A 24,595-nucleotide genomic window follows, 5' to 3' on the forward strand; every position below is an offset into this window, starting at 1 on the left:
TTGATACCCCTTATCAGCTTATAAAAATTATTAAAAATCTTTTTACTAATTTTAAATTATTACTTGACATATTATAACAATTAATGTATGCTTATGCTAACAATAGTTTTATTTATAAAAATTTATGAAAAAACAGTAGGTTTATCTGATAAGCACAGAGAGTTGGGAGTAGGTGAGAGCCAATCTTTAGGATAAAACTGAAGATCATTTTTCTTTTGCAAACCTGAATTATAGTAGGGTCTGTCGCCGTGGTTGGCGTTATCAAAACCCAGCATTGCTAGATGCTAGAGAGCTTATTTTTATAATAAGAATAAAAGGTGGTACCGCGGAATTTTCGTCCTTTGTCTATTTTTAGGCAAGGGACTTTTTTATATATAAAATTATGAAAATTTATTAGGAGGAAGTATGAAAAAATTAAGTAGAAGTGAGTTTTTGCAAATATCAGTTATGTTATTTGGATTGTTTTTTGGAGCTGGAAATTTAATTTTCCCTCCACTTTTGGGAAATCAAGCAGGATCTGCTAGTTTAGTCGCTCTTTTAGGTTTTTCTATTACAGCGGTAATATTTCCTGTTTTAGGATCTATAGTTGTAGGAAAAACAGAAGGTTTAACCAACTTATCTAATAGGGTTGGAGCTATATTTTCTGTAGTATTTACTACAGCAATCTACCTATCCATAGGCCCTGGACTTGGAATACCTAGAGCAGGTTCAGTGCCTTTTGAAATGGCTATTGCCCCTTATGTGCCAGAAGGATTTAATATTAATTTGGCAAGATTTATTTATACCCTTATATTTTTTAGCCTAGCCTTGCTTATATGTTTTAAACCTAATAAATTGGTAAAGAGAGTAGGAAAATATCTAACACCTACCTTGTTAGTTATGATACTTATAATGTTTATAAAGGTTATGAATATGGATAAAAATATAGCCGCACCTACCCAAGGCTATGAACAAAATACTCTACTTAAGGGATTTTTAGCTGGATATGATACTATGGATGCTGTAGCAGCCTTAAACTTTGGTTTTGTAATAGCTCAAGCATTAAAAAGATTTGGCATAAAAGATAAAAACGAGCTTACCAAATACAGTATAAAAGCAGGTGCTCTCGCAGGTTCTGTCTTATTTTTAGTATATGCTATGCTTACAAGTATAGGTGCTATAGGGTCTAGCAAATTTGTTAGAGCAGTAAATGGAGCAGAAATCTTAACAAAGTCAGTCTATGCAGTTTTTGGTAATTTTGGAATAATATTACTTGCGGCTATATTTACTCTAGCTTGTCTTACAACTTGTGTAGGCCTTATAACTAGCGGTGGAGAATACTTTGAAAGTTTATTTAACCATAGACTATCTTATGAGGCTTGGGTATCTATTTGGACTTTATTTTCATTTTTAATGGCAAACTTCGGACTAAATAAGTTATTAGAATTTTCTGTACCATTATTAGGTATAATCTATCCTGTAGCCTTGGTTTTAATAGTGATGGGTATAAGTCATGATTATGTTAAATATCCACCTCTAGCCTACAAATTAGCAGGATTTGTTTCGGTTGTCCTACCTATATTACAAGTTTTATCTAAAAGCTTTAACTTAGGATTTATAAGTAAAGTTATATCAGCCCTTCCTCTTTATGAAGAAGGTCTATACTGGCTATTACCAAGCCTAATAGTTGTAATTATAGCAATCCTTTGTGTAAAGATCTTAGATACTACAAAAGAAAGTGAGAATCTAGAGTCAAAGCAAAAAGCCCTATAATTAAATTTAATTAATCATAAACTTACCCCAAAGCTAGATAAAACTAACTTAGGGGTAAGTTTAATTTAAGTTTGATATTATAACTAAATCTTTATTAACTTTTATTTAGATCATCTAGATATCAATACTATCGCCAACTTTTAAGGGATAGAAACTAGCCTCAACTTCTTTTGATAATTCTTCCATATTTTTTAATTTAAAATTTACACCAAGCTCATTTAATATTAAATCATGTATTGGCAAAACTACTTTCGGCCTATATTCTCTTAAATATTTCTGAATATCGATAGTTTTTGCCCAAGGAGCTGCCAAAGGTAATAGGATCGTGTCAATATTTTTTATCTTTGGGAGACAATCCCCTGGATGAAGCACTTTATCGTCTATAATATATCCTATATTTTCAATAGGAGGATCATTTAAATTTGCTATATCTTGATAATTTTTAATAGCCTGTATTTTAAATCCATCTAGATCAAATATATCTCCACTTTGAGGACTTATTACTGGGAAATCTACCTTATTAGCAAAGGATTTAGTCCCATATATTTTAAGATTTTTATTATTTTCATAACACTTCTTAACATCTGAAATACTTACATGGTCAAAATGATCATGTGTTATAAGTATTGCAGATGCTTCTTGTAAGTTATCTGGTAGTCCAAACTCTCCAGGATCTATAAAAATATGCTTTCCATCCTTTACAAATTCTACACAAGCATGAACATGACGAATTAATTTCATAAAATCACCTTCTAATAAAAAATAACAAGAGTAAGATGATAAATTATTTCTATCTGAAAAATTTTCCTCTATATTTTCCTATAGAAATCTAAAGGGCATTATCGATACTATTTATCACCTAAGTCGCTAAGCTTTTAACACCAACAAATATATTCATTAATCTTATACCCAAATACCTATACTACAGTGATTATTAAAATTTATTAGCTCTGATATTTTTAAAAAAATACCACCAAAGTTAGTTTTAGTCTAACTCTGGTTGTATTTCAAACTCTATTGGTAAACCATTAGTTTTATTTTAATATTTAAAACTATATCTTCTATTTTTTAGTTCCAGATTTTTGAGATTTAGCTTTTGCTTTTTCTTCTCTACGTTTCTTCATATTGTCTTTGATTCCTTCAACTATAGCATCAACATCTGCTTCCTTGCTTGGTTTTAAGCTTGATACTATGTCAAGACCTTCTGGAAGGACATCCATAAGTCTCATTTCTTCGTCTAGGAATTTTTCCATTTTTTCTGCAGCTTGTGGAGCCCAGGTACCATTTCCTATGATAGATACTCCCCTATTTTGAACATTTAGGGCAGCCATATCGTTTAGGAAGTCCTTCATCTTTGGATAGATGTTTAGGTTGTAGGTGACTGATGCAAGCACAAGATTTGAATATTTAAAAGTTTCTGCAATTAGAACTGATACATCTGTACTAGATACATCTCTAAGGGATATGTTTGTTATTCCAGCTTGGCATAGTTTATTGGCTAGGGTTTGAGCTGCATATTCTGTATTACCATACATTGATGCATAGGCAATTAGTACCCCTTCTTCTTCAGGTTCGTAGGTTGCCCAGTGGATATATTTATCTAATAAATAACCAATGTCTTCTCTCCATACAAGTCCGTGAAGTGGGCAAATATAGGCAATATCAAGTCCACCAGCTTTTTCTAGGGCCTTTTGAACAAAGGTTCCATACTTACCAACTATGTTTGTATAGTATCTACGAGCTTCGTCTAGGTAGTCCCTGTCCCAATTTACTTCATCAGCAAAGAGTCTTCCGTTATTTGCTATAAAGGATCCGAAGGCATCAGCTGAGAAGAGTACCTTATCTTTTGTATCATAGGTCATAAGAACTTCTGGCCAGTGAACCATAGGTGCTTCAACGAAGGCTAGTGTATGTTTACCAAAGTTCATTGTATCGCCTTCTTTGACTTCTATATACCTATCATCAACATCAAAGCCAAATTGTCTCATGAAGAGAATAGCCTTTTCTGATGCGATTAGGGTAGCATTTGGATACTTGCTTAGCATAAGTCCTATAGCTGCACAGTGGTCAGGTTCCATGTGGTTAATAAGCAAGTAGTCTAGATCTCTTCCATCAAGGACATACTCTACATTGCTCATATATTCTCTAGCTATAGACCAGTCAACTGTATCGATTAGTACTGTTTTTTCATCCATCAATAGGTATGAGTTGTAGGATACCCCTTGAGGAATAGGAAAAATATTTTCAAATAGGGCAAGTCTTCTGTCGTCCCCACCTACATAATATAAATCTTCTGTTATATTTCTAACTGTATACATATAATCCTCCTACTTTCTATCTTCAGGGAATTCTAATTTGATGAATTCTTCTTTAGCTTCACCTGAAACAGGGCTTACCCAAGCATCTGGTAGTTTATCAAATGGTGTTCCAGGTTCGATTCCTTGGCTTGGATCTCCTACTTCTGGGTCATATTCATAACCTGATCCCAAATCCAAATAAACATCTTCTTTAGGTGCCATTTTTCTTGGTTTTGATCTTTTGATTTTTTTCATAGGTGGAGCAGGTTTTTTCTCCTCTCCATTGTCAAGTTCTTCTATTAGTAGAGGTAGGACTTCCTTGAAGTCTCCAACTATACCATAGTCTGCATTGTTAAAGATTGGAGCGTTGGCATTGTTGTTGATGGCAACTATAGTTGATGCATCCTTCATGCCCTTTAAGTGTTGGCCTGCTCCTGATACGCCGACTCCGATGTAGAGGTTACCCTTAAAGCTTTGTCCACTCATTCCAATATACCTATCTAGTGGAATGTATTTTAGGGTTTCAGCTACTGGCCTTGATGATGAAATAGCAGCTCCTGCTTGATAAGCAAGCTCTTCGATATATTTCATATTTTCTTTTTCACCAATACCACGACCTGCTACTACTACCCTTTGAGCATCAGGAATTGGAGTGTTTGGATCGACACCTACTGTGAAGTCGTATCCGTCCTTTTTTAAGTTTTCTACCAACTTTTTTACAGCTTCTTTAGGATCTCCTGTATAGATTTCTCCCTTACGAACTCCAGCTATAGGACCTGCTTGCTTTTTTGATCCAACAGCCTTCATCTTTGGTGCCTTACCTACTGTATTAGATCCAACTACAACTCTCATGATTTCATTGGTACCTTCATATATTTGTGTAATCTTAGCATCTCTGAAGAATCTCTCAACATCAACACCCTTGATATAACCAGAACCACCGTATAATTGGATAGCTTCTGTGGTGATCTTCATTGCAAGGTCAGATGCAACTTGCTTAGCCATAGCAGCCTCTGCACTGTATCTTTCGTGGTGTTCTTTAAGTTCTGCTGCTGAATAAATCATAAGTCTAGCACCTCTTAGATATGTTGCCATATCTGCAAGTTTGAAAGTATTTCTTTGAAGATGGGCAATAGGCATACCGAATTGCTCACGCTCCTTTGCATAAGCGAGGGCTGATTCATAGGCACCTTGACCTATACCTAGGGCTTGAGATGCTATACCAATTCTACCACCATCAAGGGTAGCCATAGCTATCTTAAATCCTTGACCTTCCTTGCCAAGTAGGTTTTCCTTTGGAACCTTAACATTGTCAAAATGAAGTTCCGCTGTTGATGAAGACCTAATACCTAATTTGTCATAATGATCTGAAAAACTAAAGCCCTCAAAATCCTTCTCAACTATAAATGCTGATATACCATGAGTACCAATACCTGGTGTTGTAACTGCCATTACAACGTATGTATCAGCCTTAGGAGCGTTTGTTATAAATATCTTCTTGCCGTTTAGGATGTAGTGGTCGCCATCAAGGACAGCTGTTGTTTCAGTTCCACCTGCATCAGATCCTGCATTTTCTTCTGTAAGACCAAATGCACCAATCTTTTCTCCCTTTGCTAATGGAACAAGGTATTTTTGTTTTTGTTCTTCTGTACCAAAAGCAAATATTGGCCATGAACCAAGTGAAGTGTGGGCTGAACAAATAACTCCGACACCGCCATCAACTCTTGAAAGTTCTTCAACAACGATTGCATAAGAGATAACGTCTAGACCTGCTCCACCATATTCTTTAGGATAAGGTATTCCCATAAAGCCTAGTTCACCCATTTCTTTAACTAAATCATCAGGGAATTCATTATTTTGATCTAAATCAAAGGCTCTTGGTTTAACTTTTTCTTCTGCGAATGCTCTTACTCTTTTACGTAAGGCTTCATGTTCTTCTGTAGTTTTGAAAAGCATATAATCCTCCTTCATTCTTATCTACTAACTAAATTATAAATTAAAAAAAGATTTTTGTCAACAATATTTTATTTTGTAAATATAATTAAAATTTCTAAGTATTTCTAAAATTTTTATGAAATAGCTTTCAGCAGAAATAAAATTTATTTACGTAAACCAAATATTATCTTCTCAGAAAAAAAGCTTTTCTTAATTCTATCTTACCCGAATTTAACCCTAGTCAAAGGCTAAATTTACAAATAAAAGACCCAAACCTCAAATAATTTGAAAATATTTAATCCATCAATTTTCCCCTTTATAATTTTAGAATTAGAAATATAATAAATACTATCAGGTAGAGTAGGACTAAGGCGTTAAGTGCTAGAAAATGGGATGTTGTTTCTAGACGAAGATCTTAGCCCGCATCCGCTATCATAATTTCCTTTGATGGCCATCTACCCGGATAAGGAGGAAATAATATGAAAAGTTTAAAGAACACCCGTACCCTAATTTTGCTATCATTTTTTATAGCATTGTCAATTGTAGTATCCAAATTTTTTTCTATCACTACAGTTTCGAGAAAGATTGGCCTGGGCTTTATCGTAACAGCCGCTATGTGCTCAATCTTTAGCCCATCATTATCGGTTATTGCATCAATAATTATCGACTTTGTATCAAACGGCCTATTCCCAACAGCAGGAGGTTTTTACCTACCCTTTGTAACAACCAAGATATCAGCAGCCCTTATATACACATTCTTCTTGTATAGGAAGGATATAACCAGACCAAATATAATTATGGCTACTATATCCAACTCGCTAATAACGAGCCTATTTTTGAACACCTTGTGGACAAGCCAACTTACAGGCAATCCCTTTATGGCACAATTTGTACTCAGGATACCAACTATGGCCTTTAACTTAGTTTTCCATACCATAGTCTTGGTAATAATCCTTCCTAAGCTAAGTGATCTACTAAGAAAACAAGTCAAAAAACTCGGTGCAGAGCCAATAAATGCACCATATTAATCAAAAGTATGTCCTCCCTTCTAAGTATCGGAGGGTATATTTATTAGACCCACTCATATCTTATTTAAGAATCCCATAAATAAGCTATAAGTAACGGGGATTTTGCTAACAATTGCAAACAAAGAAAAAAACGGAGCCTACTAGCACTTTCGCCTAGGCTCCATTTATATTTGATATTAACTATTTTATTTAATTTTATAGGGTGATAACCTCATCAAACTTATTAGAGAAGTTGATATCGCTAATATGAGATATAACTATAACAGTTGATGGTAGGCTCAAAATTTTCTCAGTTATAGCTTCTGATAATTCATCATTAAGACCAGTTGTTGGCTCATCGAATATCATGACATCCCTAACTTCCAGCAAGGCTCTTGATAAGGCTACTAGGGTTTTTTCTCCACCAGATAGACCTAAGTTTGGCTCAACTATCTTATCCAAGGCTGGCTTCAAATTAACATTATCATGCATATTTTTAACAGCTTCTGGGTCATAGCTACGGTAGAAGTCTATATTGTCAAATAAGCTTCCAGTAAAAATCTTATTTACTTGGTTTTGATAACCTATGTTTGAAGACTTGATATCTTTATTATAAATATCTTGGCCATTAAAGTAGATAGCACCCTCGCTTGGCTTCAATTCTCCAGCTATGATAGATGCAAGGGTTGACTTACCACGACCTGATTGACCTTGGATTAGGTACTTCTTGCCCTTTTCAAACTTCTTGGAGAAACCATCAAACAATTCTTCTCCATCAGGATATGAGAAATGAATATCCTTTAGTTCCAAGTCTCCATCTTCTAGTTTAACAGGGTCCTTAAATTCATACTCTTCACCAAACTTAAAGGAATTAAAGATAGGTCTTGATGACTCATAGGTAGACTTGATATTTGATAATTGAACAATTGGCGCTACTAGGCTTGATGTTAACTGCATAACAGATACTATCATACCAACTGTCAAGATACCACGTGATACCAAGATGCCTGCAAATAAAAGCACTATTAATATAGACAAGGTCCCCAAGCCAGAACTTAAAATTGTAGCAAAGTAGAGGATATTCTCGAATTTAAAACGAGCATCTTCTTGAACTGCACTGTGCTTGCGGTATTTATCATACACCTCATCTTCTACATTATAACGGTTTATCTCATCCTTTATATTCAAATGATCAAAAGAAAATCTTTGGAAGATTTGGGACTTAGCAGCATAGTCCAAGGAATTCTTACGGATCTTACCTTGGGTTAAGATAGGTGATAAGATAGGGATTAAGGCTCCCAAAACACCGATAATAACAGCTCTCCAATCAATACTAAATAAAGTAAATATTGCAAAAAATAAGGTAATTACATTATCAATAGAAGTATAGATTGTAAAATAACGGTTAGCATAAATTATTTCCAAATTAGTACTATAGTCTACATTCTTCCATCCGTCTTTAATAAGGTCTTTCCTAAATAACTTATCCTTAACTTCCAATAACTTATCACAACAAATTCTAAAAATTAACCTATAAGCTAAAGTCTGGGCCAAAAAACGAACAACAACCAAAATAAGACTTATAAGGATAAACATAAAAAATTTATCAATCAAGCCCTTTTCAGCTGAATCAATTGCCATCCCCATCAAAAGACTTATGATGGACATAATAAAAGCGTGAACCATAAGCATGAGAACAATGACGGCATTGCTCATAATAACTTTGCTCTTACCAGGTCCTTTTTTCTCATTTTCCATAAATACTCCTCATATTCATTTTTATATTATGCAATAATATAAATTATTATTATCGTACATTAGTTACAAACAATGTCAACCTTTAAGGGAAATATAAGCTAAACTCTAAAAAAACAATACTCCCATCAATCATACAATTTAATCATTTTTGGTAACAATTGGTGATTCTTCCAAGACCTTTTCTACCACTTTGTCAAACTCAACCTTAAATACCATAGTGCTGTCTGTAGCCCTAGCTATTAGTTCAGATAACTCATCACTAAAGAAATATTTTTCCATAGCTCCTTCTATATTGCTTGACCACATCTTGTAGAAATCATTAAAGGACATGGACTCTACTTCGCCATTTTTAAGCTTTTCAAAGTAGTCTTCAAAAATCTCTTGAGACCTTGAGAAGGCAACTCCCATACTATCAGCCAAGAAATCTGACATGGCTATCATCATATCGACCATGGCATCTACTGCCCTATTATTTTGCTCTACAATCTCCTTAGAAGCTTCCACTACAGGACTCTTTACCAAGAGAGCGAAGGTCTTGTTATAGGTATCCTTCCAGATCCTAATAGAATAAGAGAACTTCATAGAGTCAGTTAGTATAGCCTCCATATCACGATAACCTTGCCTCATAGACCTAATAAGTCGCTTATAGTATTTAGGTAAGTATTAAAACAAGAATTGGTAATCTTAGGAATCCTTGAACTTCTACTGTCATTAGAGGAATATAGTTCTCCATGAACATCTTATTATAAAAATCTACATGCTTATTTAATTCTACTTCATAATTCTCGGTAAATGGTTTAGCTATATTTTTATTAAAAGCCTCCCAGTTCTGATACAAGGAATTATAGAGATTACCTCCATTAAACATCTTCATAAAAAACTGATAGTTACTTGGATCCATAAAGTTCATAGCTTAGTAAGGGTTAAAATTATTAAAGTAATTTGTCCAGATACCGTAAGAGTTCTTCATTGTATCAAAATAATCTCCTCCATTAAAGGTGCCCTTCTTACTTCCTTCAAAATTCATTCACTTAATGGCCATTTCATTCCAATTTTCAAAAAAAGTCTTTTGATAATTTACGAAATCTTCAGAGTATGAATTTTCTTTCTTAGCATCACTTCCCTTATCAGGATTTGGAATAAAACTCTTCCAAGCCTCCATCATTTCTCGATTAGCCTTAAACATATTTTCGAATGGTTTAAAATTCATATTCATATTTCCTCCTAATTGAGAATCATAATATAATTGCCCAGATATTAGAGTATCCTCTTATATTCATAACACTTAAGAAAACGATTATGTCGATAGTTCTATATAGATATTTTTACAAACATTTCCTTTTATGTGTTGTATTTTGTTGGCTAAGGTTTGGTATCGGACTTTAAAAATTCACTTATCTGTGTATAAGTTTTTAAGATATAAAAACGATTTTGATTACGAAGGCAAACTAGGTCTTATTTTTTTAAACTTAAGGCTCCCTTACCTACTTATCCCTTGTCTCTTTGCTATGGTGTCTTGATATTAAATTATTTTGGCTTAAGGTTTTTTTAGGTAATTGGAGTCTTTTGGGAAAGTTGAATTTTCAGAACTCATACAAGATTTTATTATATTTATTCAAGTGCCATAAATTTTTGGGGACAAAAAAACCGGGGATTTATCTTTCCCCGGCAACATTTTTTTATTATTCTTCGATTTTATCAAATACTGAGCAAGCTGTTTCTTTTAGTACAGCGTTTAGGTTTTCGATATTCTCTTTTCCTTGTGTCTTTAGCCATTCAATAGCTTCTTCTTCGCTCTTACCGTAGATATCTACGCTATCTTTCCATGTTGCTCTACCACATAGAACGCCGTTGAAGTTTGATCCTGCTTCTTTGGCAAGTTTTAGGGTTTCTTGGAAGATTTCTGCTGTTACTCCACCTGATAAGAAGATGAATGGTAGGTTGGTTGCTTCTGCTTGTTCTTTGAAGTATTTTTTAGCTTCTTCTCTTGAGTAAACTGGTTCTTCTGTTCCAATTCCTTCTACAAAGTTCATGTTGGTTGGTGTTTCTACCTTTAGTACGTCTACCTTGTATCTTGGATCTGAGAATACTCTAATTGCTTCGTTTACCTTTCTTGGTCTAACTTTTGCATATTCAGCACCTTTTTCGCTATCGATGTTTCTATCGTAGGTTACAAGTTCTAGGAAGTGTGGTAGGCCTAGGGCTTCACATTCGTAGCTTACTCTTTCTACCCAGCTTTTTTTGATGTCGTTGATTTCTTCTTCATCATCGCAGTCGTAATAAAGTAGGGTCTTGATTGCATTAGCTCCCATTTCTTTAGCTTTAAGTCCACTCATAAAGTTGATTAGTCTAGGTAGTCTTCCTTCATCATATTCATCATAACCTGTTTGTTCATATGATAGGATAAGTCCAGCTCCCTCATCTCTTGCTCCTATTCCTTCTTTTCCGTATATTGGGTCAAGGAGGATAGATGATGCGAATGGTGTTAGTTCTTTAGATACTAGTTCTTTGTATCTTGAGATTCCTTCAACGTTACTTAGGTCAGGATTAGCCTTGGTCATCATTTTTTCCATTGACCCTCTTTGGTCAATGGCTAGTGCTGCGATTGCTCCGTCTTCGTTAATTAGCTTCTTTAGGTTTTCTAGTTTTTCTTGTGAGATTTTCATATTATAGCTCCTTTACTTGTATTTGTTGGTAGTATTCATCGAATTTTTCTATTTCTATATGGGCTATTTCTTCTGTTAGTACATTGAGTAGGCCACATGTCATAGATGTTTTTATTATGTCTTGGTCGTCTTTGCCTTGCTCTATTGCGTATAGGGCTCCTGCGAGGGATGAGTCCCCACTGCCGACAGGGTTTATTGCCAAGACCTTTGGAACGCTTGCGTTATAGATCTTATCTCCAGCCTTTACCAAGGCTCCATCCTTGCCCATAGATACTATTATATATTTTATATCTTTAAATGGTTCTTGGACTAGGACATCTTTTAGCTCTTCTTTACCTATTACCCTACCCAAGACTTGGGCAATCTCTGTTTCGTTTGGCTTGATTAGGTCAGGTTTTACTTCTGCACCTATGATATCTTTTAGGGTTTGTCCTGATGTATCAACTGATACAAAAATGTTATTTGCCTTGGCATATTTTATAATTTCCTTATAAAAATCACTTGTTAGTCCCTTTGGTAGGGAGCCAGACATATTTATTACTTGGCATCCTTCAGCAATTTTTCCGATGTTGTCGAGGAAGTTTTTGGCTTCCTCTTCGCTTATGCTTGGACCTTGTTCTAGGATTTCTGTTTGGTTTCCTTCGTGGAGGATTGCTATACAGTTACGGGTAGGGGAGGATATTTTTACAAATCTTGAATCTTGACCTTTTTTGCCAAGTTCTTCTTCTATATATTCTCCAAGTTTTCCTCCGACAAAACCTGAGTGGATTACATCAGCTCCTAGTTCTTTTAGGACAAAGCCTACGTGGATTCCCTTACCACCTGCATCCTTTGATGCATGCTCAGTCCTTGTTACATCGTCTATGTTGAATTTGTCTAGTCTATAGGAAATATCAACTGAAGGATTGGCTGTTATTGTTAAAATCATCCATATACCCTTTCACCATTTAGGTAGGTTGCTTGTAGGTCTAGATTTTCATCTAGGATTATAAAGTCTGCATCATAACCTACGTGTAGTTTACCACATACATCGTCTATATCGACTGATTTGGCAGGTACTAGGCTTGCCATTTGGATAGCTTCAAATACATCTGCTATTTGCCAGTCTACTACGTTCTTTACAGCTTCCTTTAGTCTTAGGATTGAGCCTGCTAATGAGCCACCATCTTTAAGTCTAGCTGTTCCATCTTTTACAATTACTGGGAATTCTCCTAGTTTGTAGTCTCCTTCAGGCATACCACCTGCTGACATACAATCTGTGATTAGGGCAACCTTATCTCTTCCCTTTTGGTCCATTAGGATCTCTGCAGCCTTAGGTGATACATGGTGGCCATCGCAGATTAATTCCCCATAAGAATCAGTAGTCATAGCTGCTCCTACCATACCAGGATTTCTGTGGTGGAGTCCACTCATACCATTATATACGTGAACAAAGATATTTGCTCCTGCATCAACTGCTTCTACTGCCCTATCATAGCTTGCATCTGAGTGACCAAGGGCGACCTTCACTCCCATAGCATTGGCTTCTTTGATAAATTCTATAGAACCATCTCTTTCTGGTGCTATAGCAATCTTATTTACTAGGCCATCAGAAAGGTCCTTCCACCTCTTTAGCTTATCAATAGCTGGGTCAGACATATATCCAGGATTTTGGGCTCCTTTATATTTTTCTGTAAAGAATGGGCCTTCTAGGAAGACTCCCCTTACCTTAGCTCCCTCTACACCTTCATGTTCTTTTCCAATAATCTCACAAGCCTTATCTAACTTTTCTACAGTATCTGTAAGAGTTGTAGGTAAAAAGCTTGTTACACCACATTCTAGGATTCCCTTGGATATTTCATTTAAGTATCCTGGTTCACAATCCATGATATCCTTTCCACCGTAACCGTGGATGTGAGTATCAACCAACCCTGGTGCCATTATTTCTCCAAGGTCTTCATAGTCCTCAGGCTCTTTTTTTGAAAAAGCTTTTATCTTGCCATTTTCAACTTCCATATAGGCATCTTCCAAGATCCTATCTTCAAGTACGATATATTTTGCTTTGTAAAACATATACCCTCCTTTGCTCCTAAAGCGAAACACTCAATATATCATTCTAAGTCCATTATACTTAAATTTAATAATTATAATAGTAAAATTTTAAATCCTCATATAATGGTAACTACCATTATTATATAATATTTTTATAAATTTCGCTAGTTAATTAGTCTGGCAAATTTCCTAATAAGGTCAGCATTCTTGTCTGATATGTCCTTATCCGATATTACTGTGCAAGCTTCTATATTATAAAAAGAATAAAAATCCTTGCGGCCGATCTTAGATGAGTCAGCTATTATATATGATTTTTGGGCATTATCCAAGATCCTAGCCTGGAGGAGGCCCTCATCTACGCTATAGGTATAGGCTCTGCCTTGGTCAATCCCATTGACCCCTATAAAGGCCTTGGTAAAGGATACATCCTTGGCAAAGTCTATAGCTAGACTTCCTACAAAGGCCCCAGTAATTTCCCTAAACTCTCCACCTATCAAATACAACTTGATACCCTTGATCTTATTAAGCTTCTTAAAGAGATAGAGGGAGTTGGTATAGATAGTACATTTTTTGTTGGCAAGATATTCGCTGACATACTCAATAGTAGTTCCTGCCCCCAAAAATACAATCTCATCCTCATTGATGTTACTGGCAATAATTTGAGCTATATACTCCTTCTTATCCTTATTCTTTAGCATCTTCTCATCATTAGAAAACTCACGGCCTAGGGTTTTATTAAGGGACTTGGCTCCCCCGTGGACCCTGACCAAAAGATTCTTATCCTCAAGTTCCTGGAGGTCCCTCCTTACTGTCATATCAGTAACACCAAGGAGGTCCTTCAACTTGCTAACCTGGATAAAGCCATAATCTTCTATCCAGTCTAATATAAGTTCATGACGCTTTTCTCTTAACATCTTTACTTCCTATGATGCTTAATCGTGGTATTCTCCTCGGTCCCATTTTTCCAAGAACTCATTAAAGAATTCCCTATTTTGAACTTGAGAGTCCCTATCGTCCTTGTAGGATTCTTCTATAGCCATAAGTTTCTCAATCATCTTTTCCTTCTCAGGACTTGCTTCATATTCTGTATCAATAAAATTATCTATAATCTCAAAGGCCAAGTCCCTTCCTACAATCATACCACCAAAGGCTATAACATTGGCATTGAGATCGCTCTTTGCATAACGAGCAGTAGCGCAGTCCCTTACCAAGGCACACCTTGTACCAAAAGCCTTATTTACAGCTGTAGAAATTCCAACGCCTGTACCGCAAAGAACAACTCCTAGGTCGCACTCTCCACTTGCCACAAGCTCTCCCACCAACTTTCCAAAAATAGGGTAGTGGGTTCTAGTATTGTCATAAGTTCCTACATCTACAACTTCAAAACCCCTAGATTTTAAATGATCGCTAACTTCCATCTTTAAACTTGTAACTATATGGTCACATCCTAATGCTATCTTCATTCCTACCTCCTACATCATCTTATTAAGCATATCTATTCTGATTTGGTGACGGCCTCCATCATAGCCATGACTTAGGAAACTTCTAAGACAAGACTTAGCAAGCTCTTCACCAACAATTCCACTACCCATAACCAAAATCCTGGCTCCGTTGTGTCTCTTAGTCATAAGGGCGCTTCTCTCCTCAGTTACTTCAGCTGCAACCATTCCCTTATGTTTGCTACAAGCCATATAGCTTCCTGCACCATATTTATCAATAACGACACCTACACTTGCATCATCAGATCCTGTAGTCAAAACTCCGTCCACTTCCAAAAGCTTCTCACAAACAGCCTTAGAAGAATCGACAAAGTCAAAATCCTCCTCTGTCAAATCCTCATAATCATAATCCAATCTTTCCAATTCCTCTATTAAGGCGTCCTTTAAACTAAGACCATCCATATCTGAAGAAATATAAACTTTCATAAGTCCTCCTTGTTTATAATTGTTCATTTATTTCTTGTTTTGTTTACTAATTTCATAGTAGTATAATTTTTCTTAAATGTCAAGCATTTTCAGTGCTTTAAATATCTTAATAAAAATCTATCCTTTTATTAAAGTTTACCCACTATCTTATTAATTTACACACAAAAAGCCAAGCTTATAGCAGTTAAATTAATCTTAACTAAACTATTAGCCTGACTTATAATATTACTTGACTAACTATTAAATTTTATCGAAAATAATTTTTCCTCCCTTAATTCTAATTATCTTATCAGCAATTTCATCTAGATCATCCGAATGCATTATAGCAAGGATAGTTTTATTTCCTTTAATCGATTTTAAATACTCATTTAGCCTATCTTGAGTAAACCTATCTAGATTACTATAAGGCTCATCTAAGATCAAAACATCCTTATCCTTTGACAAAACCCTAAGTAAATTAATCTTTTGTTGCTCTCCAAAACTTAAGTTTATAGGATTTTCTATTATTTGCTTATCTTTAAAATTGATATTTAAAATATCTAGGAGACTTTCATCCATCTTTTCACCAAACATATTTTCAGATAAATCCCCATTTACTACAATTAAAGGATATGTTTGGTAGGCCACATCCCTAAATTTTGCATCTATTTTAAAAGATCCATCTGCACTCTTACTTTCAGAAAATCCAGTTAAATAATTTACTAATAAACTCTTACCGCTACCATTATCTCCCTTTATAACTACAAAATTTCCCTTATCTATCTCTAAGCTATCAATATCAAAAAGTTTCCTCTCTCTTTTATCGCTTGTATATAAGCTTACATTTTTTAAAATAACAGCCTTATCAGCATTTTCTATATAATTATCTTCAAAACCTGACTTAGCCTTAGAAAGCTCATCAAAATCTTCAATTCTTTCTATATGAGGTTTTTGCATTTGCCTATAAGTCAAAACTTCTACACAATCATAGACAGGCTCTTTAAGAACTGATGAAAGTTGATAGACCATAATAACCGTTCCTATAGTTATCGATCCATTCTTAATTAAATTAACAGAAACTGCCAATAAAATTACTTGAAAAAAGGCAGTAAATATTTGTGGAGCATTGGTTGATAAAGTTTCATAAAATCTTAAGCTTTTAATAAAATTAAGATAAGAATATATACTTTCCCTAAACTTTTCAAAAAAATAATTATCAGCCTTAGCTATATTTATCTCTCTTTTTATCTCGACAATCTTCTTAGTTTGATTTAAAAACTTATCTTGGGTCTCAAGACCTTTTCTTTGATAATCGGATATCTTTTCGGCAGGTTTTCTAGTAATTAGCCAACATAAAGGAATAAAAAGCAAAAAGGCAATCCCAAAATAAATATTCACATACATTGCTACACCAACTAGTATAATAGCAGAAATCAAATTTCCTATAAAGATAACCAGAAATTGAGTATACAAGTCTCCATATGTAAAAGCTGACGATGTCAACAAATTCATATAATAACCCTTTTCGCGATCATTATAAACTTTTTGACTAGAATTAAGTAAATCCTTAGTTATAATCTCTTGTACCTCTATTGCAGCATCACAACCTAGGCCCACAGGATAATATTGCTTCAAAACTGCATTAAAAAGTCCAGAAATAACAACAACTGCTGCTAGCAAAATAAAAGTAGCATAATTTAACTTACTTATATCATTAGAAATATTATCAATAACTCTAGAAGTTAATAAACTAGCTAAAATAGAAAATACAGTAGCTAAAACAATACCAAATATCCCTAAAAGATATTGCTTTTTAAAAGTTAATAATTTTTGTTTCATATTCACTCCTTTTTGTTAATGTCAAAATTAATATATCCATTTTTCTCTATTTTCTAAAAAGTATATTACCATTTGATTTATTTTAAATTTTTCTGTAGGACATCCTCTTTGATTTTTTTCTAAATACCTACATGCATTTAAACACAAAGGCAAAATTTCACAATTAATACATTCCCTAGTCAAATGTAAACTTCTATTAATTTTATTAAATTTACTAATTAATTTTTCGAAATCATCATTTTCGTCAAAAGAAGATGTGCAATAATATGATTTTAAACTAGGACCAGTACATATCGCTAATTTATAGGGAAATTTACAAGGAGTTTTTAATCTTTTAGGGAAACTTAATTTAATTCCGTATTCAGTCAAAATTTTTCTTAAATCCCAATCAATATCACTGAATTCTTCAGGACTAAGCTCAGTAAAAGAATTAGTATTTGTCAAATTTCTCAATGGGCTGAAATAAAAATTGAGTCTTTTTAAATCTTTATGGTATACTTCCAATATGTTTTTCAATACTTTTTCAAAATATAGCTTATTTTCTTTAGATATATTAAATCTAATTCTAACAAAACTATCAGATTCCTTTAGTATTAGATTTATTTTTTAAAAAGATCCTCATATCCAAAGTTATTAGATACTTTAAACTTTTCATGGATTTCTTTATCGCCATCAAAAGTTAATTGTATTTTATCAAAATTAATATTATTGAGTAATTTTTTATTTAATAATGATCCATTAGTTGTTATATGACTATGATATGTAATATTATATTTTTGAGATAGATCTAGAAAATTTTTGTGTAAATAATATAATTCACCTAAATTCAGGGCTGGTTCCCCACCAAAATAATGTACATTTATTATCTTAATACCATCATTTATAAGCTTCTCTATATTATTTATTATTAACTTACTTTCATCTCTACTTAGAAAAGTATCTTTTTTATCTTGATAACAATACACGCATCTAAAATTACATGTATTTGTTAATATTATTGTAATATCAAGTTGATAAGATTTTTTATTCATAGTTTCATTAATATTATTGACTAGGAATTTTATTTCATCATCTTTTTCGTTTACTAAAAATCTTTTTTTATATAGATAATCAGCATATTTAGTATTTTCCAATTCATCAATATTATTTATATTCTCATCTAACTGGATAATCCCCCTATTATAAGAATTATATATAATCTTCCTTCCATCAAAAAACAATGTAGTCATATTTCTATACATCAATTATAAAATGTTGAAAAACCAGTATTTTTAAATAATTTAAGAAATTCTGTTATCACAAAATATCATAAAATATTATAGTTTTTGTGACGGATTTGTGACGGGTACAAACAGAAATAGATTTAATATGTAAGAATATAAATATTGAAATCAAGGGGATCGTTAATTCCGAAATGACCTCAATTTTTCACGCAATTGGAAAAGGTCCCCGAACCCGTTCATATATCAACGTTTGTGAGAATTGCAAAGGGGGCGGGGGTATTTTATTTTTATACTGGTATATGCATAATTATAAATATTTATTTTTAAGGATTTTACAGGGTGATCAAAAAAAAAATAAAAAAAAATAAAAAATTTTAAAAAAAAAATAAAAAAATAAAATTAATTAAAATAATATTAATATAATATATATTTATATAGATATACAAATATACGATTATATATTAATATACTTTATACTTATATATTACTATAACAACGGCATACACTTATCCACCAAACCACCAACCCCCTTGCCTCTTGTCTTTGCTCTCATGCTCTCGTGGTCGTGGTATCTTTTATATACTTATATCTATATACTTATATCTTTATATCCTCATACATGCACCACATCAACAGGTTAAGCCCCTACAGCCATACACCCTACCACCTAGGATCCTTATACTGTATAACCTATATATAACTTTATGTATACACATATCTTTTATATACTACATACCTACACCCCTATACCCTTATACATACTCTTGCCCTATACCCTAGTACCCCTATACCCTACATATATCTACCCTAACCCCTATACCCTCATATACCCTATATACACCCTATAGAAGACGATAAAAGCATAAGAGTATAAAGACTATAAGACTATACTATACAGGCTATAAGTACCCCCCTATAAAGCGATAGGCTTTATATAAGACCATAAAGACTATAAAGACGATAAGGCTATAACCCTACCATATATAAGGGCTTATATATATACCTTATGAGGTGATACCCTGTATCCTTTACCTATAAGCCCGATACCTAATATCTTTTACTTATGAGCCAAAAAGTATATAAACTTTAATCCCTACTATATATAAGAGCTTTTTTTGTGCGAGCCAATAAAAAATAAATAAAATTTTTAATTAATTTTTTAAATTATTTTTGAGCAGGAAAAGGATAATAAGTGTAAAAGCATTGATATATAGTAATTTATTATACATAAAGGAAAATAAAATTAAGGCTTGACATCTATGTGTACAATGTAGTATAATGTAATCACAAGATAAGAAAAACATATCTTGAGTATAAGCAAGAGAGAGGAGAAAACATGGAACAAATGGGAATGACTGACAAGCAATTCAATGGGTTTTTGAGGCAACTTATTAAAAATTTAGAAAATGCCATATCAAAACAAGATGAAGAAGAAAAAATAAAAGAAGTAAAAGAAATCATTAAAGAATTACAGCAAACCATAGAGGATTAACCACCTCTAAAAAACCAAAAAGGTGTAAAAGATTCTTGCTTGTCTTTTACACCACTGTATAAAATTAATCTACCACATAAGCAAGAAAATTCAAGGAGGTAAATTATAGATAGCCAAAAAATAACACGATTACAAGTAAGGTTGACAGAAAAAGAAAAGAAAAAGCTTGATAAAATAAGCGAAAAAAGTTATTTAAATTACTCGCAAATTGTTCGCCGTGGTATAGATAAGCAATATCAAGAATTTTTCAGCGAGGAAAAAGGGGTACAAAATGGATTATAATAAATTGATGGAGGAATTACAAGAAATGAACGCTAACGAACTGATTGAAAAATTAGCAAAAAGTGAGATTAAAAAAGAAATATTAATCAAAATATTTGAACTTAAAGAAGAAGGCAAATCAAGCGATGAAATCATCGAGGTGTTAAAAAAATATTTATCAGAAAATTAAAAAAAGAGTGCAAGAGCGGCAACTCTTACACTCAAACAATATAAAGTACTTTGGACTGCACTTTATAAACTATAAGGTCTTTTTACGTACCTCTATAGCTATATCTATATAGTACCAGCAAAATACTTTAAAATCAAATTTTTAAAGGAGATTATAAAAAATGAAATTAAACGAATTAAAAAGAATATTAAAAGATATAAAAGAAATTAAGAATATAAACCAAGTAGGCAATAGGTACATTATAAACATCGAGCCATACAAAGAAGATCAAGGGCAATTAATCATCGAACTTACACTAGTATATACAGATATTAAAGACAAAAATAGTTTACCTTATTTATGGTATAAAAACGGATATACTAAAGAAATAATAAACAATTATATAAGTCTAGACACTTGCTACACTGATAACCTACACCGTTCATTCCACTATTACAATCCAACCACAAAAAAGGTTGCTAATAAAACTGTTATATACTTTGATTACATCCTACCTATTAACAATACAAACGTTAAAAAAATAATCCTTGACACATTAGATATGTACCACAAGGATATTAAAGCCAAATAATAAAACAACAAAACAAGCGAGGTAATAAAACAATGAAAAAATACACATTTGAAGATATATCAGAATTAAGAAAAGGACTAAATAGTATAATAACATTTGAAGGCGACTATGTACAAAAAGAAGGCACTTTAAACGATTACGAAATATATTATATAGACCACGAGGATAAACGATCCAAACCAAACGAATATATAATGATAATTCCTGAATATATGAATTGTTGGCAAGACAAATTCAATGTATGGCTATTTGACGACACCAACGAGGAAATACAAGAAGCGTCAGAAGCCCAAACAGTTTTCAGCTTTGATGAAATAAAATACATGTATACAGAAGAAGAAGCTTATTAAACAAGGGGAAACGAACCTCCCCCTTGTACCACAAGCCAAAACAAAAAAATTTAAAGGAGATAAAAATGAAAAAAACTACAACATTTGCAAAATTACTACAAGCCAACAAAAAAGCACAAAACGAAATTTTAAGTTATGTAAAAGATGGTCTTGATTGTCACGCTATAGTAGACAAGTACGGAAATATAGATATTTATGAGGGCTATGATCCTTATAATAACTTACCTAACCCTGACGATATTTTTTCAACAAATTTTGAAGTTTATGACTATCAAGAGTGTTCCGATCGTATACCAAATAACCCAAACGCCAAAGTAGTTCGTGAAGGATTCATCGAGCGGATCCTAGACGGTGGAAGTTATATTGAATTAACAATTGAAAAATAAGTAAACCACAAGCCAACCACGAGGGGACACATTCCCCTCTTTTTTTTATATAATCTTACCCTGTAAACACGTATCAATAAACGACTATAATACCAAACCAATCCGATTTACTTTTAACCAATCTTAACCAAACCCACCAATCTAAGATATAAGTGAACCCTTAATCGCCGACTTATCCACAAGCCAACTAACAATCCGTCAGTTATCCCCACCAACCAACCAGAAAACCCACTTGTTAATAAAATAACCACAAGCCCATAAAAAGCCCCACACTAGACCAAAAACCAGCCATATATTTATATTAAAACAAAAATAAAAACCCTTATACGCCAAATTATGAAGAGGTATTTTTTGTAATTTTACTAAAAGTTATGTAAATATTGTTTGTATGTAGTTATGATACGACTAAACCTCACTTACTTATATTCATAAGCCAATCAAACTATAATTATAATTAGAAGCGAACTAACTATCGGTTAGATATATTAATAAACACTAACTTATGGTTAGAGACACTCACAAGCCACCAACCAAAGGTTGGAGACACACACAATCAAAACTACCAGCTAAGCTGGTAGTTTGCACAGCGCCTATAAGGCGCAAATACCGGCACGCCCCTGTTGGGGCTGTCGAATATTTTTTCACATGCACCACTATCCCAACTACTGCTAAAGCAGTTTTTTTATTTGTTTTTGTTTACTGACTCACCCGTAAACGGGTCATAGTATTCTTTTATACTTATTTGATCTGTGTAATAATCTTCTTTTAATTGATTTTGTATATATTCTTTTATTTTCTTTTCATTTCTTCCTACTGTGTCTACGTAGTATCCTCTGCACCAAAAATGTCTGTTTCCGTATTTGTATTTCAAGTTGGCATGTCTATCAAAGATTATTAATGAGCTTTTTCCTTTTAAGTATCCCATTATTTCTGATACTGAGTATTTCGGTGGTATCTCTACCAACATATGGACATGGTCTGGACATAATTCCGCTTCTATTATGTTTATTCCTTTCCTTGAACATAATTCTCTAAGTATACTTCCTATATCTTTTCGTAGTTGTCTGTATATTAATTGCCTTCTGTATTTTGGTGCAAATACTATATGGTATTTGCATCTCCAGCTTGTATGTTATAAAGTATTTTTATCCATGAATGTCTCCTTTTTTAATTGTGCATGTGATTATCACAATTATACTTTAAGGAGGCTTTCTTGGTGCTTGAAGCTAAAGCTAATTTCCTCCACCTGCATAGCAGGTGGTTTTTTGTTTCGCTCTCTTTCGTTCGCTCAACTCACTTAAGTGAATTAAAAAAAAGACCTAAGCCAAAGCCTAGGTCATTTTACAAAAACATACATTGTGGAATCAATTATATTATACCCTACTTCTTACTTTCCCACACTTTACTCTCAATCGCTTGATTCAAAAACTTGTCTGTATTAGCAAATTCTTGTTCCAAAATTTTCTTTGTTTCTTCATCTAACATCTCAAGTACAGCAACTTTTGTAGCGTTATAAGCTTCCTCAGCTTCTTGACTACCAAAGCTACCTGCGTCTTTAAGTTCTTTAACAAAAGTTTGGTTGGTTGTATTTACAGCAAGGGTTACTATATCCAAAGCCTTATTGATTCCATTTTTAACTCTTTCATTTTCTACATTAGCCTCTACATATTCTCTTACTTCATCAACTACATATTTTACTAAGCCAACAAGTGCTAGAGTAATTACTATCAAAATTATATTATGAATTACATCCATTAACATATTAACTCCTTTATAAATTACTTATAAGCCAAATACTAACTAAAAGTTAGTTATAAGCCAAACATTGGTCAAAAGTTAGACACCAAAAAAGCGACTATCAAATTATAATCGCTTGTGATTCATTCTATTAATCTATATCAAATTCTCTTTCCAAAGCTTCTGTTAAAAGCTTAGAGAAGTTAATTTTACTACTTATACCCATCTCGTTAAGATAAGACGGTATAGTTACATTCTTCTTGACTGTTCTGTTTTCGTGTTTTTTTACATAGTCTGTTATATCAAGACCAACATAAGACTTAAAACTTCCCTCTAAAGAAAAATACTCTTCTTCACCCTCATCTATACTGTCTTTTATATCAATTTCTTCTAATAAAGAAGACTTTGGGAAATCCTCTAATTTAGAATAATCATCGAATAAAAAAGTTCCCAAGGCATCACTAGCCATGTATATGGCATTTTTAACACCATCACCACAGGATATACAGCCTGGTAAATCTGGGAATAGAATTGTATAGGTATTACTTTCTATATCTTTTAAAAATACAGCTGGATAAGATACAAACATAAAAACACTCCTTTAATTTTAGTAAGGAGGGGCTATTTTAGCCCCGCTTGTTTTAGGATTTTTTGCTCCGTACCCTTTGGCAAATCTTTACTGCCATGGTATGGAACAATTGTTACCCTACCGTTCTTGAAATTCTTGTACTTTCTATGAGAACCATCTCCCGATGGTACATAGGTAAAGCCATTTTTTTCAAGGAACTTAATCATTTGCTTAGACGTCATTGGCATAATGATTACCTCCTTACATCATTATTATACGTACTAGTGCGTATAAAGTCAAGAGGTTTTAAAACATATTTACTTCCTAAAAAACAATCCATTGGTCACTAGGGTTAGCCAAAGACCTATAAGCCACATATCTCCTTGCTCCACTATAAGAGATATAAGAAATCCACCTATAGCCATCACCTTCCCATACTTGGTCATAATTAATCCTTTGTTGTGGTCTATATTGGGCTACAATAGCTGCGTCAGTAGAAGGAGCAGTCCTTACATTACATACAGCTTGAGTTATACCGTGCCAATTTTCATTTTTTATCTTCTTAGCCTTACTTTCGCTTGCTTTAGGTTTATTTATCTTATTTTTATTTCCACCATATCTAGGTCTA

28 protein-coding genes, 1 pseudogene, 1 riboswitch and 1 other annotated feature are annotated in these 24,595 nt (G+C 33.3%); of the genes and pseudogenes, 8 read left to right on the top strand and 21 right to left on the bottom strand.

Translation table 11 applies throughout. The features are described 5' to 3' along the window. Positions 1 to 113 precede the first annotated feature (113 nt). Positions 114 to 345: a binding site (T-box leader), on the top strand. A gap of 60 nt (positions 346 to 405) precedes the next feature. Further along, positions 406 to 1,752, top strand: a complete 1,347-nt coding sequence (gene brnQ, locus MUN42_RS09180; protein WP_243344549.1) for a branched-chain amino acid transport system II carrier protein — start codon at positions 406 to 408, stop codon at positions 1,750 to 1,752. Between the two features lie 114 nt (positions 1,753 to 1,866). Here brnQ and MUN42_RS09185 read toward each other — a convergent pair whose 3' ends face one another. From MUN42_RS09185 to MUN42_RS09195, 3 genes are all read right to left on the bottom strand, one after another. Further along, positions 1,867 to 2,493, bottom strand: coding sequence for an MBL fold metallo-hydrolase (locus tag MUN42_RS09185; protein ID WP_243344550.1), 627 nt, complete (start codon positions 2,491 to 2,493; stop codon positions 1,867 to 1,869). 320 nt (positions 2,494 to 2,813) lie between these two features. After that, positions 2,814 to 4,070 carry an FprA family A-type flavoprotein gene (locus MUN42_RS09190; protein WP_243344551.1) on the bottom strand — a complete coding sequence of 419 codons (1,257 nt, stop codon included), beginning with the start codon at positions 4,068 to 4,070 and terminating at the stop codon, positions 2,814 to 2,816. Positions 4,071 to 4,079: 9 nt separating this feature from the next. Then, positions 4,080 to 6,005, bottom strand: a complete 1,926-nt coding sequence (locus MUN42_RS09195) for an acyl-CoA dehydrogenase family protein (protein WP_243344553.1) — start codon at positions 6,003 to 6,005, stop codon at positions 4,080 to 4,082. 333 nt (positions 6,006 to 6,338) lie between these two features. Then, positions 6,339 to 6,418: riboswitch (THF riboswitch) on the top strand. A 45-nt stretch (positions 6,419 to 6,463) separates the two neighbouring features. Here MUN42_RS09195 and MUN42_RS09200 point away from each other — a divergent pair. Next, positions 6,464 to 7,012: a folate family ECF transporter S component gene (locus MUN42_RS09200; RefSeq protein ID WP_243344554.1), complete on the top strand. Its 549-nt coding sequence runs from the start codon at positions 6,464 to 6,466 to the stop codon at positions 7,010 to 7,012. A gap of 195 nt (positions 7,013 to 7,207) precedes the next feature. On the opposite strand, the gene MUN42_RS09205 is transcribed toward MUN42_RS09200, so the two are convergent. The 13 genes from MUN42_RS09205 to MUN42_RS09265 form a co-directional block, all read right to left on the bottom strand. Continuing rightward, on the bottom strand, positions 7,208 to 8,749 hold the full coding sequence (locus MUN42_RS09205; RefSeq protein WP_243344555.1) for an ABC transporter ATP-binding protein: 1,542 nt from the start codon (positions 8,747 to 8,749) through the stop codon (positions 7,208 to 7,210). 138 nt (positions 8,750 to 8,887) lie between these two features. Then, the gene (locus tag MUN42_RS09210; RefSeq protein WP_243344556.1) at positions 8,888 to 9,355 is read right to left on the bottom strand and encodes a poly(R)-hydroxyalkanoic acid synthase subunit PhaE; all 468 of its coding nucleotides are present in this window, start codon (positions 9,353 to 9,355) and stop codon (positions 8,888 to 8,890) included. A gap of 46 nt (positions 9,356 to 9,401) precedes the next feature. After that, entirely contained in the window at positions 9,402 to 9,659 is a 258-nt protein-coding gene (locus MUN42_RS09215; protein WP_243344557.1) for a hypothetical protein, read from the bottom strand. A 117-nt stretch (positions 9,660 to 9,776) separates the two neighbouring features. Then, positions 9,777 to 9,965, bottom strand: a complete 189-nt coding sequence (locus MUN42_RS09220; protein ID WP_243344558.1) for a hypothetical protein — start codon at positions 9,963 to 9,965, stop codon at positions 9,777 to 9,779. Positions 9,966 to 10,431: 466 nt separating this feature from the next. Continuing rightward, a complete protein-coding gene (locus tag MUN42_RS09225; RefSeq protein WP_243344559.1) occupies positions 10,432 to 11,415 on the bottom strand; it encodes a tagatose 1,6-diphosphate aldolase in 984 nt (327 codons plus the stop codon). A 1-nt stretch (position 11,416) separates the two neighbouring features. Next, the gene (locus tag MUN42_RS09230; RefSeq protein WP_243344560.1) at positions 11,417 to 12,343 is read right to left on the bottom strand and encodes a hexose kinase; all 927 of its coding nucleotides are present in this window, start codon (positions 12,341 to 12,343) and stop codon (positions 11,417 to 11,419) included. Beyond that, entirely contained in the window at positions 12,340 to 13,467 is a 1,128-nt protein-coding gene (gene nagA, locus MUN42_RS09235; RefSeq protein WP_243344561.1) for an N-acetylglucosamine-6-phosphate deacetylase, read from the bottom strand. The genes MUN42_RS09230 and nagA overlap by 4 nt, the downstream gene beginning before the upstream one ends. Positions 13,468 to 13,610: 143 nt before the next feature. Next, complete coding sequence (locus tag MUN42_RS09240) at positions 13,611 to 14,360, bottom strand: DeoR/GlpR family DNA-binding transcription regulator (protein WP_243344562.1); 750 nt, start codon at positions 14,358 to 14,360, stop codon at positions 13,611 to 13,613. A gap of 18 nt (positions 14,361 to 14,378) precedes the next feature. Further along, positions 14,379 to 14,909: a galactose-6-phosphate isomerase subunit LacB gene (gene lacB / locus MUN42_RS09245; RefSeq protein ID WP_243344563.1), complete on the bottom strand. Its 531-nt coding sequence runs from the start codon at positions 14,907 to 14,909 to the stop codon at positions 14,379 to 14,381. 9 nt (positions 14,910 to 14,918) lie between these two features. Then, the gene (gene lacA, locus MUN42_RS09250; RefSeq protein ID WP_243344564.1) at positions 14,919 to 15,371 is read right to left on the bottom strand and encodes a galactose-6-phosphate isomerase subunit LacA; all 453 of its coding nucleotides are present in this window, start codon (positions 15,369 to 15,371) and stop codon (positions 14,919 to 14,921) included. 240 nt (positions 15,372 to 15,611) lie between these two features. Beyond that, positions 15,612 to 17,189: an ABC transporter ATP-binding protein gene (locus MUN42_RS09255; RefSeq protein ID WP_243344565.1), complete on the bottom strand. Its 1,578-nt coding sequence runs from the start codon at positions 17,187 to 17,189 to the stop codon at positions 15,612 to 15,614. A 27-nt stretch (positions 17,190 to 17,216) separates the two neighbouring features. Further along, positions 17,217 to 17,705, bottom strand: coding sequence for a hypothetical protein (locus MUN42_RS09260; protein WP_243344566.1), 489 nt, complete (start codon positions 17,703 to 17,705; stop codon positions 17,217 to 17,219). Positions 17,706 to 17,788: 83 nt separating this feature from the next. Continuing rightward, a complete protein-coding gene (locus MUN42_RS09265; protein ID WP_243344567.1) occupies positions 17,789 to 18,430 on the bottom strand; it encodes a radical SAM protein in 642 nt (213 codons plus the stop codon). A 1,318-nt stretch (positions 18,431 to 19,748) separates the two neighbouring features. On the opposite strand from MUN42_RS09265, the gene MUN42_RS09270 reads away from it, so the two are divergent. From MUN42_RS09270 to MUN42_RS09295, 6 genes are all read left to right on the top strand, one after another. Beyond that, positions 19,749 to 19,904: a hypothetical protein gene (locus MUN42_RS09270; protein WP_243344568.1), complete on the top strand. Its 156-nt coding sequence runs from the start codon at positions 19,749 to 19,751 to the stop codon at positions 19,902 to 19,904. Between the two features lie 141 nt (positions 19,905 to 20,045). Further along, on the top strand, positions 20,046 to 20,186 hold the full coding sequence (locus MUN42_RS09275; protein WP_243344570.1) for a hypothetical protein: 141 nt from the start codon (positions 20,046 to 20,048) through the stop codon (positions 20,184 to 20,186). After that, entirely contained in the window at positions 20,176 to 20,355 is a 180-nt protein-coding gene (locus MUN42_RS09280; protein WP_243344572.1) for a hypothetical protein, read from the top strand. The genes MUN42_RS09275 and MUN42_RS09280 overlap by 11 nt, the downstream gene beginning before the upstream one ends. A gap of 160 nt (positions 20,356 to 20,515) precedes the next feature. Next, positions 20,516 to 20,926: a hypothetical protein gene (locus tag MUN42_RS09285; protein ID WP_243344574.1), complete on the top strand. Its 411-nt coding sequence runs from the start codon at positions 20,516 to 20,518 to the stop codon at positions 20,924 to 20,926. A 32-nt stretch (positions 20,927 to 20,958) separates the two neighbouring features. Continuing rightward, entirely contained in the window at positions 20,959 to 21,276 is a 318-nt protein-coding gene (locus tag MUN42_RS09290) for a hypothetical protein (RefSeq protein WP_243344575.1), read from the top strand. Between the two features lie 65 nt (positions 21,277 to 21,341). Continuing rightward, positions 21,342 to 21,662 (top strand): hypothetical protein, encoded by a 321-nt coding sequence (locus tag MUN42_RS09295; protein WP_243344576.1) that lies wholly within the window; start codon positions 21,342 to 21,344, stop codon positions 21,660 to 21,662. Between the two features lie 682 nt (positions 21,663 to 22,344). On the opposite strand, the pseudogene tnpA reads toward MUN42_RS09295, so the two are convergent. The 5 genes and pseudogenes from tnpA to MUN42_RS09320 all read right to left on the bottom strand — a co-directional run. Continuing rightward, positions 22,345 to 22,815 (bottom strand): annotated as a pseudogene (gene tnpA / locus MUN42_RS09300) (IS200/IS605 family transposase). Between the two features lie 227 nt (positions 22,816 to 23,042). Continuing rightward, on the bottom strand, positions 23,043 to 23,423 hold the full coding sequence (locus tag MUN42_RS09305; protein ID WP_243344577.1) for a hypothetical protein: 381 nt from the start codon (positions 23,421 to 23,423) through the stop codon (positions 23,043 to 23,045). A 127-nt stretch (positions 23,424 to 23,550) separates the two neighbouring features. Further along, positions 23,551 to 23,988 (bottom strand): type II toxin-antitoxin system HicB family antitoxin, encoded by a 438-nt coding sequence (locus MUN42_RS09310; RefSeq protein ID WP_243344578.1) that lies wholly within the window; start codon positions 23,986 to 23,988, stop codon positions 23,551 to 23,553. A gap of 32 nt (positions 23,989 to 24,020) precedes the next feature. Next, positions 24,021 to 24,215, bottom strand: coding sequence for a type II toxin-antitoxin system HicA family toxin (locus MUN42_RS09315; RefSeq protein WP_243344579.1), 195 nt, complete (start codon positions 24,213 to 24,215; stop codon positions 24,021 to 24,023). Between the two features lie 76 nt (positions 24,216 to 24,291). Next, a partial coding sequence (locus MUN42_RS09320; RefSeq protein ID WP_243344580.1) for an SH3 domain-containing protein occupies positions 24,292 to 24,595 on the bottom strand: 304 nt, incomplete at its 5' end.

The sequence above is a fragment of the Anaerococcus sp. AGMB09787 genome (genome assembly GCF_022808955.1).
GTDB lineage: Bacteria > Bacillota > Clostridia > Tissierellales > Peptoniphilaceae > Anaerococcus.

What these genes read in the sequence shown, in the direction of transcription:
- brnQ (WP_243344549.1), top strand. Translation starts at nt 406, where the DNA reads ATGAAAAAATTAAGTAGAAGTGAGTTTTTGCAAATATCAGTTATGTTA.
- MUN42_RS09185 (WP_243344550.1), bottom strand. Translation starts at nt 2,493, where the DNA reads ATGAAATTAATTCGTCATGTTCATGCTTGTGTAGAATTTGTAAAGGAT.
- MUN42_RS09190 (WP_243344551.1), bottom strand. Translation starts at nt 4,070, where the DNA reads ATGTATACAGTTAGAAATATAACAGAAGATTTATATTATGTAGGTGGG.
- MUN42_RS09195 (WP_243344553.1), bottom strand. Translation starts at nt 6,005, where the DNA reads ATGCTTTTCAAAACTACAGAAGAACATGAAGCCTTACGTAAAAGAGTA.
- MUN42_RS09200 (WP_243344554.1), top strand. Translation starts at nt 6,464, where the DNA reads ATGAAAAGTTTAAAGAACACCCGTACCCTAATTTTGCTATCATTTTTT.
- MUN42_RS09205 (WP_243344555.1), bottom strand. Translation starts at nt 8,749, where the DNA reads ATGGAAAATGAGAAAAAAGGACCTGGTAAGAGCAAAGTTATTATGAGC.
- MUN42_RS09210 (WP_243344556.1), bottom strand. Translation starts at nt 9,355, where the DNA reads ATGGAGGCTATACTAACTGACTCTATGAAGTTCTCTTATTCTATTAGG.
- MUN42_RS09215 (WP_243344557.1), bottom strand. Translation starts at nt 9,659, where the DNA reads ATGAACTTTATGGATCCAAGTAACTATCAGTTTTTTATGAAGATGTTT.
- MUN42_RS09220 (WP_243344558.1), bottom strand. Translation starts at nt 9,965, where the DNA reads ATGAATATGAATTTTAAACCATTCGAAAATATGTTTAAGGCTAATCGA.
- MUN42_RS09225 (WP_243344559.1), bottom strand. Translation starts at nt 11,415, where the DNA reads ATGAAAATCTCACAAGAAAAACTAGAAAACCTAAAGAAGCTAATTAAC.
- MUN42_RS09230 (WP_243344560.1), bottom strand. Translation starts at nt 12,343, where the DNA reads ATGATTTTAACAATAACAGCCAATCCTTCAGTTGATATTTCCTATAGA.
- nagA (WP_243344561.1), bottom strand. Translation starts at nt 13,467, where the DNA reads ATGTTTTACAAAGCAAAATATATCGTACTTGAAGATAGGATCTTGGAA.
- MUN42_RS09240 (WP_243344562.1), bottom strand. Translation starts at nt 14,360, where the DNA reads ATGTTAAGAGAAAAGCGTCATGAACTTATATTAGACTGGATAGAAGAT.
- lacB (WP_243344563.1), bottom strand. Translation starts at nt 14,909, where the DNA reads ATGAAGATAGCATTAGGATGTGACCATATAGTTACAAGTTTAAAGATG.
- lacA (WP_243344564.1), bottom strand. Translation starts at nt 15,371, where the DNA reads ATGAAAGTTTATATTTCTTCAGATATGGATGGTCTTAGTTTAAAGGAC.
- MUN42_RS09255 (WP_243344565.1), bottom strand. Translation starts at nt 17,189, where the DNA reads ATGAAACAAAAATTATTAACTTTTAAAAAGCAATATCTTTTAGGGATA.
- MUN42_RS09265 (WP_243344567.1), bottom strand. Translation starts at nt 18,430, where the DNA reads ATGTATAGAAATATGACTACATTGTTTTTTGATGGAAGGAAGATTATA.
- MUN42_RS09270 (WP_243344568.1), top strand. Translation starts at nt 19,749, where the DNA reads ATGGAACAAATGGGAATGACTGACAAGCAATTCAATGGGTTTTTGAGG.
- MUN42_RS09280 (WP_243344572.1), top strand. Translation starts at nt 20,176, where the DNA reads ATGGATTATAATAAATTGATGGAGGAATTACAAGAAATGAACGCTAAC.
- MUN42_RS09285 (WP_243344574.1), top strand. Translation starts at nt 20,516, where the DNA reads ATGAAATTAAACGAATTAAAAAGAATATTAAAAGATATAAAAGAAATT.
- MUN42_RS09290 (WP_243344575.1), top strand. Translation starts at nt 20,959, where the DNA reads ATGAAAAAATACACATTTGAAGATATATCAGAATTAAGAAAAGGACTA.
- MUN42_RS09295 (WP_243344576.1), top strand. Translation starts at nt 21,342, where the DNA reads ATGAAAAAAACTACAACATTTGCAAAATTACTACAAGCCAACAAAAAA.
- MUN42_RS09305 (WP_243344577.1), bottom strand. Translation starts at nt 23,423, where the DNA reads ATGTTAATGGATGTAATTCATAATATAATTTTGATAGTAATTACTCTA.
- MUN42_RS09310 (WP_243344578.1), bottom strand. Translation starts at nt 23,988, where the DNA reads ATGTTTGTATCTTATCCAGCTGTATTTTTAAAAGATATAGAAAGTAAT.
- MUN42_RS09315 (WP_243344579.1), bottom strand. Translation starts at nt 24,215, where the DNA reads ATGCCAATGACGTCTAAGCAAATGATTAAGTTCCTTGAAAAAAATGGC.